Annotated in this window: 14 protein-coding genes; 3 read left to right on the top strand and 11 right to left on the bottom strand. The window is 59.3% G+C overall.

Going from position 1 to position 18,224, the window contains the following annotated elements:
• Positions 1-15 precede the first annotated feature (15 nt).
• From E4P01_RS20280 to E4P01_RS20250, 7 genes are all read right to left on the bottom strand, one after another.
• Positions 16-1,356 (bottom strand): TolC family outer membrane protein, encoded by a 1,341-nt coding sequence (locus E4P01_RS20280; protein ID WP_216091333.1) that lies wholly within the window; start codon positions 1,354-1,356, stop codon positions 16-18.
• 2 nt (positions 1,357-1,358) lie between these two features.
• A complete protein-coding gene (locus E4P01_RS20275) occupies positions 1,359-2,672 on the bottom strand; it encodes an HlyD family type I secretion periplasmic adaptor subunit (RefSeq protein ID WP_216091332.1) in 1,314 nt (437 codons plus the stop codon).
• Positions 2,669-4,423 (bottom strand): type I secretion system permease/ATPase, encoded by a 1,755-nt coding sequence (locus E4P01_RS20270; RefSeq protein ID WP_078821396.1) that lies wholly within the window; start codon positions 4,421-4,423, stop codon positions 2,669-2,671. Before E4P01_RS20270 ends, E4P01_RS20275 begins: the two co-directional genes overlap by 4 nt.
• A 99-nt stretch (positions 4,424-4,522) precedes the next feature.
• Entirely contained in the window at positions 4,523-4,891 is a 369-nt protein-coding gene (locus E4P01_RS20265; protein WP_032875255.1) for an AprI/Inh family metalloprotease inhibitor, read from the bottom strand.
• A gap of 46 nt (positions 4,892-4,937) precedes the next feature.
• Complete coding sequence (locus E4P01_RS20260) at positions 4,938-6,371, bottom strand: serralysin family metalloprotease (protein WP_005788454.1); 1,434 nt, start codon at positions 6,369-6,371, stop codon at positions 4,938-4,940.
• 366 nt (positions 6,372-6,737) lie between these two features.
• Positions 6,738-7,844 (bottom strand): P1 family peptidase, encoded by a 1,107-nt coding sequence (locus tag E4P01_RS20255; RefSeq protein WP_216091331.1) that lies wholly within the window; start codon positions 7,842-7,844, stop codon positions 6,738-6,740.
• 9 nt (positions 7,845-7,853) lie between these two features.
• Complete coding sequence (locus E4P01_RS20250) at positions 7,854-9,218, bottom strand: APC family permease (RefSeq protein ID WP_005788456.1); 1,365 nt, start codon at positions 9,216-9,218, stop codon at positions 7,854-7,856.
• A 199-nt stretch (positions 9,219-9,417) separates the two neighbouring features.
• Between E4P01_RS20250 and E4P01_RS20245 the strand changes: the two genes are divergently transcribed.
• Complete coding sequence (locus E4P01_RS20245; RefSeq protein WP_078821398.1) at positions 9,418-10,203, top strand: LuxR C-terminal-related transcriptional regulator; 786 nt, start codon at positions 9,418-9,420, stop codon at positions 10,201-10,203.
• A 2-nt stretch (positions 10,204-10,205) separates the two neighbouring features.
• Here E4P01_RS20245 and E4P01_RS20240 read toward each other — a convergent pair whose 3' ends face one another.
• Positions 10,206-10,658 (bottom strand): M10 family metallopeptidase C-terminal domain-containing protein, encoded by a 453-nt coding sequence (locus tag E4P01_RS20240; RefSeq protein WP_032875250.1) that lies wholly within the window; start codon positions 10,656-10,658, stop codon positions 10,206-10,208.
• A gap of 861 nt (positions 10,659-11,519) precedes the next feature.
• Between E4P01_RS20240 and E4P01_RS20235 the strand changes: the two genes are divergently transcribed.
• Complete coding sequence (locus tag E4P01_RS20235; RefSeq protein WP_005788459.1) at positions 11,520-11,792, top strand: DUF1652 domain-containing protein; 273 nt, start codon at positions 11,520-11,522, stop codon at positions 11,790-11,792.
• An 80-nt stretch (positions 11,793-11,872) separates the two neighbouring features.
• Here the strand turns inward: E4P01_RS20235 and E4P01_RS20230 are convergent, their stop codons facing one another.
• Positions 11,873-14,317 (bottom strand): UvrD-helicase domain-containing protein, encoded by a 2,445-nt coding sequence (locus E4P01_RS20230; protein ID WP_216091330.1) that lies wholly within the window; start codon positions 14,315-14,317, stop codon positions 11,873-11,875.
• Between the two features lie 218 nt (positions 14,318-14,535).
• Here E4P01_RS20230 and E4P01_RS20225 point away from each other — a divergent pair, with 218 nt between their 5' ends.
• On the top strand, positions 14,536-15,231 hold the full coding sequence (locus E4P01_RS20225) for a pirin family protein (RefSeq protein ID WP_032875247.1): 696 nt from the start codon (positions 14,536-14,538) through the stop codon (positions 15,229-15,231).
• Positions 15,232-15,346: 115 nt separating this feature from the next.
• Here E4P01_RS20225 and pgm read toward each other — a convergent pair whose 3' ends face one another.
• Positions 15,347-16,990 carry a phosphoglucomutase (alpha-D-glucose-1,6-bisphosphate-dependent) gene (gene pgm, locus E4P01_RS20220; RefSeq protein ID WP_216091329.1) on the bottom strand — a complete coding sequence of 548 codons (1,644 nt, stop codon included), beginning with the start codon at positions 16,988-16,990 and terminating at the stop codon, positions 15,347-15,349.
• A gap of 105 nt (positions 16,991-17,095) precedes the next feature.
• Positions 17,096-18,224 (bottom strand): PLP-dependent aminotransferase family protein (locus E4P01_RS20215; protein WP_248130120.1); only part of this gene is annotated, 1,129 nt, incomplete at its 5' end.

The following is an 18,224-nucleotide window of genomic DNA, read 5'->3' as shown; positions in this document are numbered from 1 at the left end:
TATAGGAGCGAACTCCTACAGGTTTTTATCCGGGCCGAAGGCCTCGTCCACCTTGGCCAGGTCGGTGTCGCGCAAGTTGCCCGCGTAGTAGTGCAATTTGGTCCAGGCCATCAGGTAGTCGTACCGCGCCTGGGCCAGGTCGCGGCGAGTGCTGTAGAGCTGCTGCTCGGCATTCAGCGCATCAAGGTTGACCCGCTCGCCACCAAGGATGCTTTGCTTGGTCGACACCACCAGCGCCTCGGCGGACACCAATGCCTTCTGGTAGGCACGCAGCTTGCTCACGCCCGACAGACATGCACTGAACTGGCGGCGCAGCTCGATCAGGGTTTCGCGGGTCTTGCCTTCCAGCTCGTACTCGGCCTGCTCCATTGCGCGGCTGGCCTGGCGGGTGGAGGCCGAAATACCGCCACCGGCATACAGCGGCATGCTCACTTCGACGCCAATAGTGTTGGTGTCGTAGCGCTGGTTGTAGGTGTTGCCGCTGTCGGACTCCTGTTTGCGCGACGTGGCATACGCGGTGATTCGCGGCAAATGCCCGGCACGGTTGCGTTCCACTTCATAGCGCGCCACTTCCAGCGACTGACGCTGTGAAGCCAGCACCGGGTTGTTGGTGAGCGCCAGCTCATGCCAGGTGTCGTAATTGGCCGGGGTCAGGGTGAACGCGGCAAAGCTCTGGTTCAGCGGCGCCAGGTCGTTGATGTTGACGCTTTGCACGCCGATCAACGCGCCCAGCTCCCTGAGTGACGCATCCTGCTCATCCAGGGCCTGGATCTCTTCGGCAGTGGCCAGCTCGTAGCGCGACTCGGCTTCAAGGATGTCCGTGCGCGTGCCCTCGCCGGCCTTGAACAAGTGCTCGTTCTGCTGGAATTGCTGCTCGAAGGCCTTTTTCTTTGCCCGGGCGATGTCGATCTGATCCTGGGCAAACAACGCCTGGGTGTAATAGCTCAACACCCGCACCAGCAGCGCCTGGCTCTTGTCGCGAAAGCTTTCATCGGCAAACAGCGCCTGGGCCACGCCCTTGCGGTAGTTGGCATAGGCTTCGTAATCAAACAACGGTTGTTGCAGGCTGAAGGTGGAGCCGTAGCTGTTGTAGTTGCGGTCGTCCCTATAGCTGCCGCCGCGCCCGTCGGGCAGATGCGCCTCGGAGTTGTTGCGGCCCTTGTTGTAGTTGTAGGACAGCCTCGGCAGCAGCCCGGCGCGGCCGATGGTGCGGTTTTCCAGGCCGGCGTCGCGCTCCTTGATCGCGCCGAGGAACACCGGATCGTTGCGCAGCGCCTGCTCGTAAACATCGAACGGGCCCATGGCAGCCTGGGCACTGCCACACACCAGCAATAGCGTAATGAACACTGGCTTCATGCTCATTCCTCAGTCAACGCGGAGCCGGCGCGATCCAGCAGCGGCTTGAACAGGTAATTGAGCAATGACCGCTCGCCGGTACGCACGAACATCTCGGCAGGCATACCGGGCTTGATCACCAAACCGTGGAGTTTTTCCATCGCCGCGTCGCTGACGCTGGTGCGCAGCACGTAATACGGCGCGCCGGTTTTTTCATCGAGCATCTGGTCGGCGGAAATCAGGCTGACTTCGCCCGGCACCCGTGGCGTGCGGCTCTGGTTGAAGGCGGTGAAGAGGATATCGACGGGCAAGTGCGTGCCGACCTTGTCCACCAGATGCACCGGTAGATGCCCTTCCACTTCCAGGCGCGCGCCCTGGGGCACGATTTCCAACAGGGTTTCCCCGGCGCGCACCACGGCGCCTTCGGTGTGCACGCTGAGGTTAACGGCGATGCCATCGGCCGGCGCGTTGATTTCGCTGTGTTGCAGGTTGAACCCCGCAGACGTGAGTTGCTGCTCCAGGGTCAGGCTGCGCAATTGCGCGTCGGCCAATTGGCTGCGCACCTCTTTTTGATACTCCTCGCTGTGCTGCTGCAATTTGAGCCGCGACTCGACAATGCCCTGCTCTATCCGGCCGCTTTCACCGGCGTTTTGCGCCAGGTCCTGCTGCACCTGAGACAACTGGCGCTGGTAGTCCATCAGCCGGTTGCGCGGGATGTAGCCGTTGTCGGCCAAGGGTTGCAGATTGCTCAGTTGCGCGCGCAGGGATTGGGCCTGGGCGGTCAAGTCACTGCGGGCACGGCGCATACCGCTCAACTGGGAGGTAGCGCCTTCGATGCTGGCGCGAATCCCGGCTTGTTCACGGGCGAAGGCGTCGCGGCGGCTGCTGAACAGCTGGCGCTGGCCTTCCAGCACCAACGCCAGGGCTGGATCAGGATTGGCGCTCAGCTCGGTGGGAAAGGTAATGCTCGGCAGATTGTCGCGCTCGCTCTGCCAACGCGCCACACTGGCCCAGGCCATGCGGTACTGCGCTTGCAGGGATTGCACGTCGGCCTGGTTCTGGGTCTGGTCGAGACGAAACAACGGCTGGCCTTGCTTGACCAATTCGCCCTCCTTGACCAGGATGCGGCTGACCACACCGGGGCTGAAGGTTTGCACGGCCTTGCGCTTGCCCGACACCACCACGGTGCCTTGCACCGGGATGCCCTGATCCAACGGTGCCAGGCTGGCCCAGAGGAAAAAACCACCGGCACAGACGACCGTCATCAGCCAGCCCATACGCACGAAGAAGCGGGCATCGCGCTCTTTGAAACGAGGTTCTACCGTAATACTGCTCATGCGCCTGGGTTCCTTGCGGCCGGGTACTGACGACTGAAACTGACACCGGTTTTCTCTTTCGGCGCTTCCTGCTGTTGCCCGGACAACGCCCGCAGCACTTCCTGGCTGGGCCCGAACGCTTGCAGATGGCCTTCGCCGAGCACCAGCAATTTGTCGGCCTGGGCCAATGCCGAGGAGCGATGCGTCACCAGCACGACGCTGCTGCCTTGGGCTTTCATCTGCACGATGGCGCTGGCCAACGCCGCTTCGCCGACCGTATCGAGGTTGGAGTTGGGCTCATCCAGCACGATCAGGCGCGGCCCGCCGTACAGGGCGCGGGCCAGGGCTACACGTTGTTTCTGGCCACCGGACAGGCCGCCGCCGTTGTCGCCCAGCACCGTGTCGTAGCCTTGGGGCAGGCGCAGGATCAGTTCATGCACACCGGCCTGTTGCGCGGCCTTGACCACCAGCTCCGGGTCGGCCTCGCGAAAGCGTGCGATGTTGTCGGCGATGCTGCCGCTGAACAGCTCGATGTCCTGGGGCAAATAGCCGATGTGCGGGCCGAGGTCGTCGCGGTCCCAACGGTGAATGTCCGCGCCGTCCAGCCGCACGGTGCCGGCCAGGGTCGGCCACACGCCCACCAGCACGCGGGCCAGGGTGGACTTGCCGGAGCCCGACGCGCCCAGCACGCCCAGCACTTCACCGGCCGCCAGGTTGAAACTGACTTGATGCAAGGTCGCCATGTGCCGCCCCGGTGGGCCAGCACTGACCTGTTCGAAACTGACCTGGCCCTTGGGCGCCGGCAAGGCCATTTGCTCGCCCTCTGGCGGGAATTCACGCAGCAGCCCATCAAGGCGCTGGTAAGCCAGCTTGGCCGAACTCCATTGCTTCCACACCGCGATCAGCTGGTCGATGGGGCTGAGTACGCGGCCCATCAGGATGGAGCCTGCGATCATCATCCCGGCGGTCATCTGGCCCTTGATCACCAGGTAGGCGCCCAGCCCCAATACCAAAGATTGCAGGCACAGGCGCAGGGATTTGCTCAGAGAGGTAATAACCGACCCGGTATCGCTGGCGGTGTTCTGGAAGCCCAGAAACTGCGAATGCACCCCGAACCAGCGTTTGCGCAATGCACCGAGCATACCCATCGCCTGGATCGTCTCGGCGTTGTGCAGGTGGCTGGTGGCCAATTGGGTTGACTGCTGGGAAAACACACCCGCCTCGCCCAATGGTTTTTTGGTCAGGTATTCATTCAGGCAAGCCAGGGCAATCAGCAATGCCGCGCCAGCCGTGGCCAGCACGCCGAGCCACACGTTGAAGAGGAAAATCACGAACAGATAGATCGGGAACCATGGCGCATCAAAGAACGCGAACAACGCAGGCCCGGTGATGAATTGACGCAGCGCGGTCAGGTCGCCCAGTGATTGCCCGGCATGACCCTGGCCGCGTTGCAGGTTGCGTTCGAATGCGGCCTTGTACACGCGCAGATTGAAACGCCGCTCCAACTGGCTGCCAATGCGAATCACGATAAAGCTGCGGATAACTTCAAGCAGGCCAATAAACGCAAAGAAGCCCACGACCATCAGCGTCAACATCACCAGGGTGGTTTCATTCTGGGAGGACAACACACGGTCATACACTTGCAACATGTAAATCGACGGCACCAGCATCAGCAGGTTAATCAATGCCGTGAAACAGCCGACGCTGATCAAAATACTCTTGTATTCACCCAGCGCCCTGAATAAGGGCGCAACCCCTTGGGACTTCGCCATATTGTTTTATCTTCCTGGAGCGCACTGCACGTAATAGTCGCCCTGCCGAGGAAGCGCACGGCCAACTGCTAAATCGAGTTATATGCTTATAACTTTTAACTAAGGCATTCGTTTCAGCTCGACAACTTGCCCGGTTTTAGTGCGGGCTTGATATTCGCCTTCTTTCTGGCGATTCAAATGCGTGATCCCTGAGCCTTCGGCGTTAAACAGCCAAATGCCGTCCGGCGTTGGCGACCACGTCTGTGGCTTGTCGCCCAGCCATTGCTCCACACAAGCGATATCGCCTCCCAGGGCATTGGCCTGTTCCAATAAATCCAGCGCGCATACCTGGTCCTGCTGCTTCAATTGCCAATGCCCCGCCAACTGGGCGGAGGTCGGTAATACAAGACTGCTAGCCATTGCGTGGGCTCCTGCCAAAACGAACAACACCTGCGAAGCACAGGCGATCAAATGAGAAAAACGTGGCATATAAAGCTCCATCCTGGAGCGCGGCGCCGAGGCGCCGCGCCGTGCATCAGGCCACGATGTCGCTGACGGCTGCCTGGCCAACGGTGGTGACGAGGAAATCCGCCACGCCGTGCCCGGAGAAGTCCACGGCCAAGGTGCCCAGGTTAGTACCCGAGGCATAGCTCAGCACAGCATCGCCGGCATGGCCGGTGAACGCATTGACGAAGCTCAAGCCCGCCCCCTTGGTGATGCCCGACAGATCGATCTTGTCGGAACCGGAGGTGAAGTCAAAGATCTTGTCCGCAGCCCCTGGCTTGGAATCGGAACTGGCACCGTACACGAAGGTATCGCTGCCGGCCCCGCCCCACAGTTGGTCCGCACCGCCGCCGCCGTAGATGAGGTCGTTGCCGGCCCCGCCCTTGATGGTGTTGGCGACTTGGTTACCAATGATCAGGTCGTTGCCCGAACCGCCGAATGCGTTCTCGATGGTGACGCCCTTGGCGATCGACACGTTGCCGACCAGGCCGCCAACATCGGAGAACGAGGTGGCAGTGAGGTTGATCTTCTGGTTTTGAGTGAAGCCAGAGAAGTCCAGGGTGTCGTTGCCGCCACCGTCCCACACCGAGAACACCAGCTTGTCGGCGTTGGATGTGGCGCTGAGGAAATCACGCCCGGTGTTGGAGTTGAACCCGTAGGTGGTGTCGCCGGCGCGGGTGTTGAGGTTGGCACCGTAGAGCTTCTGGATCGCGGCGATGTCGTCGATCAGCGGGCCGGAAGCGTAAGCCTCGACGCCACCTTTGCTGAAGTTCTGGTTGGTGTTGCTCTCGCTCCAGTAACTCATGAGGCTATAGCCACGCGTGTCCTGTCCATAGGTCGCGTCGTTATAGGTCGGGTTGCCGTTCCCGGCGTTGTAGTCGCCAGGGTGAGCCAGGCCCAGGGTGTGGCCGATTTCGTGGGTCAGGGTCTGCCGACCATAGTTGTTCAGGTCCGGAGTCTTGTTCGGCGTGTAGCTGTTGTTGGTCAGGTACCACGAGGTGCCATCGTAGCCCGCACCGGTGCCGGGCAGGTAAGCGAAGGCCGCGGCGCCGTCCTGGCCGCTGCTGTAGTTGCCGAAGGTCATGTGACCGTCACCGCCGGAAGCCTTTTCGGTAAAGGTCACGTTGGCGACATCCGACCAGGATTGCATGGCCAGTGCGGCCTGTGCTTTCTGCTGGGCGTTGAACTGGCTGAACCCTGAGATGCCATGTTTGTTCATGGTGCTCTGGGTAGCCGAGGTGAGGAAGGTGTAGGTCAGATCGATCTTGCCGTTGCCATCAAAGTCCCGATACGCGGCGCCATCCCGCAGCAGCTGGGTCGCTGCCTGGTCCACGGTGTAGGACGGTTTGCCATTGACTGTGAGGTTACCGCCACGGTCATACAAATGGCTGAAGCTATCGATTTGCGAGTAAGCAGTGCTGGCTTGCGCGGCAGATACAATAGCTTTGTCTTTTACTTTTGACATAAACGTACTTCCTTGTTTGCAAGTGCATCAGTCTTTGTTCGATAGGAACCTCGCGGGCGAGGATAGTCCTATCACTCACCTCTTTTGAAGGCGTAAGAAAACTGACACAACTTGAAATCTTTCGTCTACATCTATTTCCACAGCAAAAATGTGACACAGGTTCAACTTGAGGAAGTCCCACGCAGTGTTTACTGGGAACGCTTGCTTTTACCCGCCGAATTCGAGCGCCGCATTATTTAAATATTAAATAGCAGTAAAGCCGCTCCAAGTTGAGCGGCGCACTTGAGTAATGGATCCAATATATTGTCACGGTGTCATTAGCGGCATTAAATAGCCACTACTTGCACTATTAAAGTGCAGTGTCCCCTATTGCCGGGGCACACTCCAGCCACACTTGTGCAATGCTGCCAAGAGGGTCTCGCCGGCCAGGCTAGGCACCTGGACACCCGCCTGTGTGGTCATGTCTTCCCCTGCCAGCATCGCGTTGATGATTGCTTCTTCCACTGCCTCCGCCGTCGCGCTGAACAGTGGAGAAATATGATCGTTATTGACCATATGCAACGCGGTACGCAGCGGCAGGTCCTTGCGCCCGTAGTCCGCCTGCGGCAAATCCTGATTACCGGTGGCAAAGGCCAGAAACAAGTCACCGCTGGAATCCTCGGTGCCGCCACCGGTGCGTGCGATACCGATGGACGCCCGCTGCGCCAGGCGTTGGCACTGATGGGGCAGCAACGGCGCGTCGGTGGCGATAACCACCACGATGGACCCCATGCCGGGCGTGCCCTGCTCGGCAAAGGGCGAAGTGATGTCCATCAAATGTCGGCCCACCGGGTAGCCATCGACCCGCAGCTCCTGGCGCTTGCCATGGTTGGCCTGCACCAATACGCCGACGGTCCAGCCGCCCTGCTCCGCCGACAAGCGCCGGGATGCGCTGCCGATGCCGCCCTTGAACTCATGGCAGATCATCCCGGTGCCGCCGCCCACGGCGCCTTCCTGCACCGGGCCGGTTTCGGCATGGTCGAGTGCCTGGCGCACATGCTCAGGTTGCACATGCTGGCCCCAGATATCGTTGAGCAGGCCGTCATAGGTTTCCATGACCACCGGCATGCACCAGTACACCGCGGGGTCTTGCAGGCGTTCGCGCTCCAGGGCGATCAAGGTGTCACGCACGATCCCGACGCTGTGGGTGTTGGTGATGGCCATCGGCGTGGTCAACAATCCGGCCTCGTTGATCCACTCAAGGCCGGTGGCATCACCATTGCCGTTCAGCACGTGGTACCCGGCAAAACAGGGTTGATGCCGGGCCTCACCGGCGCGTGGCTGGACCACCGTCACGCCGGTACGCACCTGCTTGCCGTCGACACGCGTCTTGAGCGTGGTGTGGCCGACGCGAACCCCGGGAACATCGGTGATGGCATTCAATTCGCCAGGCGTGCCCAGCCCCAGCGTGATACCCAATTGACGTGCGCGCATACCCACTCCTTACAATTTCTGAAAGACCGGACTCGACCGGCCACTGATGCAATACAAAATCACCGACAGCGCCAGCAAGCCGATAATGACCATGATGTCGCGCATCGACGCCTCAAGGATCAAGGTCACTAACAGATACCCCGCGCCGAGCACCGCCAGCACGGCCGGCAACGGCCACAATGGCATGCGATAGGGATGTTCGCGATCACGCAGCAGCACCCGGCTCATCAGCGCGCTCAGCGCCACCACCAGGTACACCAGCATGATCAGCAACACGCTGAACGACGTCAGATCCGCCAGGTTCGAGCTGAAACTCAACAGCGCCGAAGGAATCGCCAGGAACAACGTAGCCAGCCACGGCGAATCCCAGCGCGGATGAATCCGCGTGAACAGCTTGTTGATACTCGGCGTCCACAGTGCATCGCGTCCGCTGCTGAACACCACCCGGCCGATCTGGATGACAATGGCCACAATTGCGTTGAACACCGACAGGAAAATCCCGGCACTGACCAACCGCGACAGGGTTTCATTACCGTGACTGGTCAACAGATAGCCAATGGGGTCGGGGCTGCTGATCATCTCACTCAGGGACGGCGCGCCGATCAAGAGTGCGGTGATTGGCACAAGTTCGATCACCACCACCAACCCCAGGGACCACAGCACCGCCTTGTGTACCCCCTTGCCGCCGCATTTCATGTCTTCGGCCAGCAACACCGCCGGGCCGTAGCCATTGAATGAGAACAGGCCAATACCGACGGCACCGATCACCAGGGCCCAGGGCGCGAGGTGCAACACGCCGTTTTCGACGATCTGCGGCTGGAACAATACGCTGGCCGGCTGCACCGGGTTGCCGAAGCCGATCACCACAATCACCAGCAACGCTGCCACTTCCAACAGCAGGCAGGTGCCGGTAATCCAGGCATTGAGCTTGATATTGAGAATGCCCAGGGCGTAGCTGCACACCACGATCACCAGGGCGACAGTTTGGGAGTCGAAGTTCGTGCCCAAGGCATTATTCAGATAAGTCGCCGCACCAGTCGCCAATACCGGCGGGATAAACAGCAACATCACCAGCACTGTCAGGAACGTGGCGTAGCCGGCCATGCCACCAAACACGCGCTTGGCATACACATACTCGCCACCGGCACTGTTATGGGCGCGTCCGAGTTCGGCGTAACAGAAGGCGAACATCAACGCCAGCAGCCCGGCCATCACAAACGCCAGGAACACACCGCTGCCCGCTTGCTGAATGGCGAACGGGGCGATCACAAATACGGAACTGGCCGGCGTCACCGCAGAAACGGTGATAGCCACTACATCAAAGACGCTCAAGGTGGGCTTGAGCACGCCATCGGGCGTGGGGGTAGCGCTCATATCGTTATCCTCTGTCGTTGTTTTTGGTGTGAGGCAGAAACGAAAAATGATGTGTGTGTGCGGGATATGCTTCCCGTTGAATAGTGACGACGTTATCGGCTGGCGGGCCGGTAGGCCAATTCCCCTATTGGCGTACTCCCCTTGACGGTACCGGCTAAAAGCCGAACCCTTGGCCGATCTTTTGAGAGGAGCCAGTGATATGAGCCTGTTCCGGGAAATCGGCATGCACGCGGGATTGGGGCGCACCCTGTCACAAATCGGCACCGAACGGTTCTGGAAACAATTGGTGCTGTTATTGCACCAATGCCTGCCCTTCGATAACGCCCTGGCGATTTTCTACCCGCTGGACGGCCCGCCCCAGGCCCTTGAGGAGTACGACGCCCAGCCCAGCAGCAAACCGGCGTCGATGCTGGTGTACCTCAACGGTCTGTACCTGCTCGACCCGTTCTACCAGGCGTGCCGCGAGAACTATGCCAGCGGCGTGTACCGCCTGGAGGAAGTGGCGCCGGACCATTTTCGCCAGAGTGAGTACTTCCTCAACTACTTCCACGACAACGTGCTGGAAGACGAAGTGCAGTTGATCCTGCAATTGCCCGGCACGGGCACGCTTTCACTGTCCCTGGGTATGCAGCGACGCTTCAGCTTTGAGGAAACCGGGCTGTTGACCACACTGGCTGCTTGGGTGCTGCCATTGATGCAGCAGCACTGGCAGCAAAGCACTCAGCGAGCACCGGCAATAGACAGTCAGATTCGGGACGCGCTGAGTCATTTCGGCAGTGGTGTACTGTCGGACCGCGAGCTGGAAATCGCTCGCCTGGTGTTGCGGGGTTTTTCCTCCAAGGCCATGGCCGAACGCCTCAATATCTCGCCGGACACGGTCAAAGTGCACCGCAGGCACCTTTACGCCAAGCTCGATATCTCGTCACAGCCCGAGTTGTTTTCACTGTTTATCCAGTCGCTGGGGCATGACCTGGAGAACCCGTAGGCTTAATCCGAATGGAAGAAATTAATATGCTGCGGCAACAGATTTACACCATCAACGCGTACGGAAAAGTTCGGCCCTTCGGCATTGACTTTGATAGTCAATGTACTCACGCCGAACGCGTGGCTCAGTTGCACATCGCCCACCTCCACAGGCGGGCCTGGTTGAATATTGATTGCCGATATAGCGTGGTCCTTTAACATCAGGGACACATCGATCTCATCTTCTTTCGGATTGAAATTCAGGATCGTGTCCGGATCATCGCTGAGGGAGTCGGTGCTTTTTTCATATTTGAATGTATTGGCACCCTGACGCCCCACCAGTTGGTCGCCGCCTGCCCCGCCGACCAGCACTGAAGGCTCGCCGCGCCTGGCCTCCAGCCGTTCGCGCTGGTCTGTGCCACGTAACTCGGACTGGGTCCATGTACCGCCGATTGGAAGGCTTTCTATGGAAGACATATAAGTCACCTGTTGATAATCAGTTATGTGAGAGTGTTACGTGTTGCGGCCGAAATCTCTCACAGTGACACCCCTTCTTTCCATTCGGAATAGTTGACAGAAAATGTCTTAATCATGACGCCATTATTTATTTAACCAGTGGCCGGTTAATCATCTGAAAAGTGTCAATTACGTCCGGTGCGATATAAACCGACGTTGCACAACTTGATAGCAGCCAACGTAACCACGATGCGAAGCGAGCCGCTCTTGATCTTGACCTTGATCTGCTTTTGATCTTGATCTTAAGCGCCCCGTTAAACCACGCTGGCCGGAATTCGACAGGGATTTGGGGGGTAAACCGGCAGGGATGCCGGTTTAGCCGCCCCGCGCCATGGATGGCGCGTGGCGGCGGCCCCCCAAATCCATCGCGGATTACGGGCACACCGAGCCTAAGCGAGGTGCCGAGTGGTGGGGCAAGAGCGCTTTGGTTACTTTCGCGCTTTTCGAAAGTGACCCGCTGTAAAAGCGGAACCAATAGTGGCCGTTACCCAAACAACGGATATGTACTCGGCTGATCCAGCACCCTGGTCGGCCCTGAGGCCGCCATCGGGAGCAAGTCGAATCCTGCGCCAGCACAGCGAACAAAATGCTTGAGATTGCCTAAATCTACCCGCCCCCCACAATGGCCAGACGACCATTCGGAATAATGGCCTTTTGCCTAATCTGCTGTAGGACATGATCCACATCAAAATCAGGTAAAAGAACCGCCGAACGGGGCCGAAAAACTCACCTTGTACTTGCGAACGAATGCTATTTTTGAGTTCTTCGCCGTCTTGACCAACGAAGGTCCTGACCCCTGCCGCGAGCTAAAGGAAGCGCTCAATGAACAAGGTGGGCAATATGAACAAAGTGACTTTTCCCAATGCATGCCAGTTGATGCGCTGGCATTTTCATCCGATGGGCTTCGAGGGGAGTATGGATGCCCCCGGCAGCATGATCGCCCGCCTGTTCGACCGCGCCAGCGGTGAAACATTGATCGCCATCGCCGGCATACCTTGCGCCACAGTGATGAACGCCGCTGATGTGGAGCGCATTATCGAGGCCGTGGAGGATGAGCTGGAGTGTTTTGTGCCGCCGTTGTCGTTGCGGGCCTGAATAGTATTTGTCAGCCGCTGATTACCTGATGCGGGAGCGGACAAGCCCCTCCCGCATTTTGCTGTGTGTCAGCTGAAGGTTCAGCGCTGATCGTCGAAAAACGCTTTCTTGCCATCCACCCGCTCGGATGCCCTGGGCACATTCACACCCTGGCCCTCCGACTTTTCCACATACCAGTAGCAGTGGCTGACCGCTCGGGTAATACCGACGTAGGCCAGTCGTAGTATTTCGTCCTTTTGCGCATTGTCGTACGGCTCGCTGTCACCTTCCTTGCCCAAGCCCGCCATGCGGTAGACCTGGTTTTTGTAGGGCGAGCTGGTGAGATGCTGGCAGTCCCCAAGCAGAAATACTGCATCGGCCTGCAGGCCCTTGGCGCTGTGGTAAGTGAGCTGTTTCAGACGGCGCTCGTGGACCGGCAAGCTAGAATCCACATTAACAACAGACTGAATATGCTCTTGAATCAGCAACTTATCGCTGCTTTTTCGATAAAGCATCAAAACCGTATCCCCGCGTTGATAATGCTCCAGCAACCGCCGACCGAGCGCCGCGTCGTCGCGCTCCAGCACGGTGACCGGCACCAATGCCTTGGACTCGCCACTGGCCTTGGCCTTCTTGCCGGGGATAGCCGGTGCGGTGCGCACGATATGCTCGGCCGCGTCGATGATGTGTTGGTGGCTGCGGTAGTTCTCGCCCAGCATCACGCGAGTGGTGCTCGGTGCGACAAATTCCTGGTTGAATTCCATGAAGTACTTGGGCGAACTGCCGCGCCAGCCATAAATCGACTGCCAGTCATCGCCGACACACAGCAAGGATGAGCGTTGCGCCCCACGCCCGACGTGCATGGCCGGGCCGCGACTGCGGATTTCCCGCAGCGTGGCACGGATCCACGAGACGATCTGCGGCGATACATCCTGGAATTCGTCGATCATCAGGTGTGACATCGGCCGCAGCAAGGGATCACTGAGCAGCTTGAGGTTCTCCGGGGTATTTTCGCCAAACAGGGAAAACATTCGGTTGTAGGTCATGATCGGCGGTGATTGATCGAGCAGGTGGTCTTCCAGGGCCTTCCAGAAAATGCTCAAGGCCTCGAAGAACAACCGATCCGGGTCATCCTTGGCGAAGCTCATCTGGCCCACGGCCGTCGGTACGTCCAGCCCGAGGTTCTCGATAAACCCGGCCGCCATGACAAAACTGTCCAGCAGCGGCGCCGAGGCGAGTTCACCCTTGACCTTGTAATCAAAGCCAGGCCCTGCCGTGGCCTCGCCGGCCAGACTGCTTAAAAGGCGCTTGGATGACTCGTAGTTATCCAGCCATATCAATGGCTTATTGCAGAAAGCTTGAAACAGGGTGCGCTTTACCGCCCACTCTGCGCGCACCGATAATTTTGAGTTTGGGCGGCTGATCCCGGCGTTTTCCCGCGCATCGAAACCCAATACGACCCAGGCATCCAACTTCGGGATATAGCCGTGACAATGAAACTTGGCACCGTTGATTTCAAAAGTCTGACGGCTGGGTTCGATGCCTTTGATCGGCCAGGCGCCCGCGCGGAACCACAGGTCCTCGATCACGTCGCAGAGTTCTTCATCACGTTTGGCCGCCAACTCGGTCACGGCCATGCGCTTTTGCACGTCCGGATGATCGCGTTCCAGCTCCTTGAGCTGCAGGCCCTGGCGAGCCAGCGGCGCAATCAACTCGCGAAAACGCGCATGATGCCCCTGCAAACGGTGATAACAGGTGTTCATATGCTGGCGCTGGGCATCACTGATACGTAGATCGAAGGCATTGCTATCGGCGTCTTCAAAGCCGCCACTGAGGTTTTCGAAGGCTTGCAGCCGTTCAAAACCCGGCAGGCTGCGCACCATCGGCAGGATGCGCGAGTGAAACGTACGCACCACCGCCTGGGCTTGTTTCAGGTCAAGGGGTTGGCCCCACAGGCTCAGAATCTCCATGAGCTTGTTGATGAAGTCCTTGCGCGACTCGCGGGTGAACGTCACCACGGTCATCGAACTCAACTCAAAACCCAGGTAATGGGTGAGCAACAGGATACGCAACACCAGGGAGGTCGATTTACCTGCGCCGGCGCCCGCAATCACCGAGGTCGAGGGCGTGTCGCTGAAGATCATCTTCCACTGCGCTGTGCTCGGCTGCGCGTGGGCTGACAGCAGGCGCGCCACATCCGCCTTCATGCGCTTCTTCACATCGGCGGTGAGCGGCAATCGCCAATCGTCGAACAGGCTGTCATCCACACCGGGCGCTCGGTGCTCATCAGGGCGAAAGTCGCGAATCAACAGGACTTGCCGGCCCTCTTCAAGACCATCGGCCTTACCCTCGCGATACCCATATTCCACACCGGCTTCATGCCCATTGCGAAAACCGTCGGCCTGGCCATGCAGCCAGGAAAACCGGTGCTGCGCGCGCAAACGGGTGAGGCCATGGCCGAACAGGCGAGCGGCCAGCCGCTTCAATAACGGCATTTCAGCCAAGGGGCGCAGTTCAGGGGGCAGATCAGGCTTTTGTTGCGGCACGCGGACTCCTGCGATGAGCTTGGCTTTGACAAGGCCGCCATGGTCGCCGGAATCGACGCTCAGTTCCAGCCAATTGCTTTACGGTCATGTAGTTAGGCGATGAAGTGAAAGTTGAAACAGGTTTAAATGATCGAATTGATGGATAGGAATCAGGCATTTTTTACGCTTTTTATCGATCATGCGCTGCTGGATGATGGGCTCATTCACAGGAGACGATCATGCTTGAACTTCGACCTTTCAACACCCTCGGCGGCGCCCATCATGGCTGGCTCGACGCCCATCACCACTTTTCATTCGCCGAATACCACGACCCCGAGCGTATGCACTGGGGCAATTTGCGGGTATGGAACGACGACATCATCGCGCCTGGCAGCGGTTTCCCCCAGCACCCGCACCGAGACATGGAAATCATCACCTACGTACGCGAAGGCGCAATCAGCCATGCCGATAACCTGGGCAACAAAGGCCGCACCGAGGCGGGCGATGTACAGGTGATGAGCGCTGGTACCGGGATCGCCCACAGCGAGTACAACCTGGAGGCCACCCCGACCAAGATCTTCCAGATCTGGATCATCCCGAATGAGGCCGGCTTGCCACCGTCCTGGGGTGCCAAGCCGTTTCCGCAAGGTAATCGTGAAGGCTTTGTGACGCTGGCCAGCGGCAAGGCTGGCGACAGTGAAAGCCTGCGCATTCGTGCCGATGCACGCTTGGTGGCGGCGAACCTGAAAGCTGGGGAAAGCGCCGAATACCGGCTGGACAACGGACGCCGGGCGTACCTGGTGCCGGCAACCGGCGTAATTGAAGTCAATGGTTTGCGCGCACAGGCGCGAGACGGCGTGGCCGTTGAGGATGAGCAAGTGTTGCGGGTGACGGCGATCGAGGACAGCGAGATCGTGCTGGTCGACCTGGCCTGATCTTGCATCATGCTGCTATCTAATGTGGGAGGGAGTTTGCTCCCGATGAGGTTATGCCAGTCAACACATCTGTGACTGACCCACCGCTATCGGGGGCAAGCCCCCTCCTACACCGTTACTGGGAAATTGCGCCGTCCACCAGCACCTGCGCCTCTTCCACCAGCTGCTTGAGGTGTTCTTCGCCGATAAAACTCTCGGCGTAGATCTTGTAGATGTCCTCGGTACCCGATGGCCGCGCAGCAAACCAGCCGTTTTCCGTCATGACCTTCAAGCCGCCAATCGCCTGGTTATTGCCCGGGGCATGGCTGAGGATCTGCTGGATGCTCTCGCCGGCCAATTGGGTGGACGTCACCTGCTCCGGCGACAGCTTGCCCAGCAGGGCTTTCTGCGCCGGGGTCGCCTTGGCATCCACGCGAATGGCAAACGGTTCGCCGAGTGCATCGGTCAGGCCGCGGTAGATCTGGCTGGGATCCTGGCCCTTGCGCGAGGTCATTTCCGCTGCGAGCAAGGCCGGGATCAGGCCGTCCTTGTCAGTGCTCCAGACCGTGCCGTCCTTGCGCAGGAACGAAGCACCAGCGCTTTCTTCGCCGCCAAAACCCAACGAGCCTTCGAACAAGCCATCGGCAAACCATTTGAAGCCCACCGGCACTTCATACAGGCGCCGGCCGATACGTGCAGCCACGCGATCGATCAGGCCACTGCTGACCACGGTTTTGCCCACCGCCGCGTCGGCTCCCCAGTCCGGACGGTTCTGGAACAGGTAATCGATGGACACCGCCAGGTAGTTGTTCGGCGCCAACAGGCCGCCGGAGGGCGTGACGATACCGTGACGGTCATGATCCGGGTCACAGGCAAACGCCACGTCAAAACGTTCCTTGAGACCAATGAGGCTCTGCATGGCGTAGCTGGAGGATGGGTCCATGCGGATCTGTCCATCCCAGTCCACGCTCATGAAGCGGAAGGTGGAATCCACTTCGGTGTTCACCACCTCCAGGTTCAGGCGGTAGTGCTCGGCAATCGCCGACCAGTAGCGCACCCCCGCCCCGCCCAATGGATCAACGCCCAGGCGCAGATCAGCGCTACGGATCGCGTCCATATCGATCACATTGATCAGGTCGGCCACATAGCTGTTGAGGTAGTCATGGCGATGAGTGGTGTCCGCCTTGAGCGCCTGGGCATGGGTGATGCGCTTGACCCCAGCAAGCTTGTTGGCTAGCAGTTCATTGGCTTTGGCTTCAATCCACTTGGTGACGTGGGTATCGGCCGGGCCGCCATTGGGCGGGTTGTACTTGTAGCCGCCACTCTGCGGCGGATTGTGCGACGGGGTGATCACAATGCCGTCCGCCAGGCCGCTGGTGCGGCCGCGGTTGTAGCAAATGATGGCGTGGGAAATCGCCGGGGTCGGTGTGTACTCATCGCCCTCAGCCAGCATGACGTGCACGCCATTGGCAGCGAGCACCTCCAGGGCACTGGCACCGGCCGGCGTGGACAATGCATGGGTATCCAGGCCAACAAATAAAGGCCCTGTGATGCCTTGGGCTTCACGGTACAGGCAGATCGCCTGGCTGATCGCCAGCACATGCCACTCATTGAAGCTCAGCTCGAACGAACTGCCTCGGTGCCCGGAGGTACCAAAGGCTACACGCTGGGTAGAGATTGCTGCATCAGGCTGGCCGGTGTAATAGGCCGTGACCAGTCGCGGGATATCCACCAGCAACTGAGCCGGTGCCGGTTTGCCCGCAAAAGGACTGATAGTCATGCATAAACCTCGGAAAATAAGGATTCGGAAAAAATGACAGTTTACTCAGAGTTGGACTACTGAGCGATGTTATCGATCCCACAATTCGGAGAGAAGTTTCACACATTAATCGGTCTGTGCCTGGAGCAGCGCCTGAGCCAGCGCATTCAGGACAATATCCAGATTGGGGTGGCCGCTGAACGTATGACTCAAGCGCATATGCTGGTGATGCAAGCCTAAGAGGCTGAACAACTCCCCCGGCGCAATCACGACCTGCTGGGCGAGCATGCGCTGGAACACCAGACGCATATCCACCGGCGCCACCGACTGCAACCAGAAACTTGCCCCGGCGATAGGCATTCGATAACTCACACGCCCTTGCATATGCACATCCAACCGATGGCTCATGGCTTGCGCCTGTTCCTGGAGGCGCTGGCATAACGTCTGCAGGTGCTGATCCAACCGCCCGCTCTCATATAGCCGAGCAATGGCGCGTTGCCGAATGGATGAAAGTCGAAATGAGCGCAGCAAAAACTGGCGCTGCAACTCACTGCCCATTTGCTGCGTCAGTAGGTACCCAAACGGCGCTTCTGGCCCCAACACCTTTTCGAACGAAGAAAACACAATCAGCCGCTGCGGGTTGACCAGGTTGCGCAAAGCCGTCTGCGACGACACGAAGCTCAGCTCACCAAATGTGTCGTTCTCCAGCAACCAACAGGCGTGCCGCTCCAGCAAATGCGCTACTTGCAGCCGTTCGGGTAGCGTCAGCGCATTACCCGAGGGCATGCTGACCACGGAGGACAGCAGCACAAGGTGTACCGGTTCGTGCTTGAGCAGGTGCTCGAACGTGGCCAAGTCGAAGCTGCCATCGGCGTGCCAGGGCAGTTCGATAACCCGCACGCCAGCGCTCTGTAACAGGCGCAAGACCAGGTAATCGCAGGGCGATTCAGCCAGCACCACCGTGCCCTCGAGGCCAAGCGTGTCGATCAGGATTTGCAGTACGCCCTGAAGATCGGCGCCGATATACACCTCGTCGGCCTGCCAGCAATGGCTAGGCGACGAGGTATAACGGGCCGCCAATGCCGCCCGTAATTCCCATACGCCACAAGGTTGCGACGGTTGCAGGTGGTGTGGGTACCTGCGCACCAGCTGGCGCTCCAGCGCAAGCAAAGCGCCATCCAGTGACCCCAACAACGCCGGCTCATCACCACTGAGCACAACCATGGTCGGGCGTCGCGCCGCCGCATACAGCCGC

The sequence above is a fragment of the Pseudomonas sp. NCIMB 10586 genome, assembly GCF_023127895.1.
In the GTDB taxonomy this organism is placed as follows: domain Bacteria; phylum Pseudomonadota; class Gammaproteobacteria; order Pseudomonadales; family Pseudomonadaceae; genus Aquipseudomonas; species Aquipseudomonas synxantha_A.
Note: the sequence above shows the minus strand (reverse complement) of the source record. Positions and strands in the feature narration are given on the sequence as shown.

Bases quoted from the DNA above. Each gene is read 5' to 3' on its own strand.
- E4P01_RS20240 (WP_032875250.1), bottom strand. From the start codon at position 10,658: ATGTCTTCCATAGAAAGCCTTCCAATCGGCGGTACATGGACCCAGTCC.
- pgm (WP_216091329.1), bottom strand. From the start codon at position 16,990: ATGACTATCAGTCCTTTTGCGGGCAAACCGGCACCGGCTCAGTTGCTG.
- E4P01_RS20235 (WP_005788459.1), top strand. From the start codon at position 11,520: ATGAACAAGGTGGGCAATATGAACAAAGTGACTTTTCCCAATGCATGC.
- E4P01_RS20255 (WP_216091331.1), bottom strand. From the start codon at position 7,844: ATGCGCGCACGTCAATTGGGTATCACGCTGGGGCTGGGCACGCCTGGC.
- E4P01_RS20265 (WP_032875255.1), bottom strand. From the start codon at position 4,891: ATGCCACGTTTTTCTCATTTGATCGCCTGTGCTTCGCAGGTGTTGTTC.
- E4P01_RS20250 (WP_005788456.1), bottom strand. From the start codon at position 9,218: ATGAGCGCTACCCCCACGCCCGATGGCGTGCTCAAGCCCACCTTGAGC.
- E4P01_RS20225 (WP_032875247.1), top strand. From the start codon at position 14,536: ATGCTTGAACTTCGACCTTTCAACACCCTCGGCGGCGCCCATCATGGC.
- E4P01_RS20275 (WP_216091332.1), bottom strand. From the start codon at position 2,672: ATGAGCAGTATTACGGTAGAACCTCGTTTCAAAGAGCGCGATGCCCGC.
- E4P01_RS20260 (WP_005788454.1), bottom strand. From the start codon at position 6,371: ATGTCAAAAGTAAAAGACAAAGCTATTGTATCTGCCGCGCAAGCCAGC.
- E4P01_RS20245 (WP_078821398.1), top strand. From the start codon at position 9,418: ATGAGCCTGTTCCGGGAAATCGGCATGCACGCGGGATTGGGGCGCACC.
- E4P01_RS20280 (WP_216091333.1), bottom strand. From the start codon at position 1,356: ATGAAGCCAGTGTTCATTACGCTATTGCTGGTGTGTGGCAGTGCCCAG.
- E4P01_RS20270 (WP_078821396.1), bottom strand. From the start codon at position 4,423: ATGGCGAAGTCCCAAGGGGTTGCGCCCTTATTCAGGGCGCTGGGTGAA.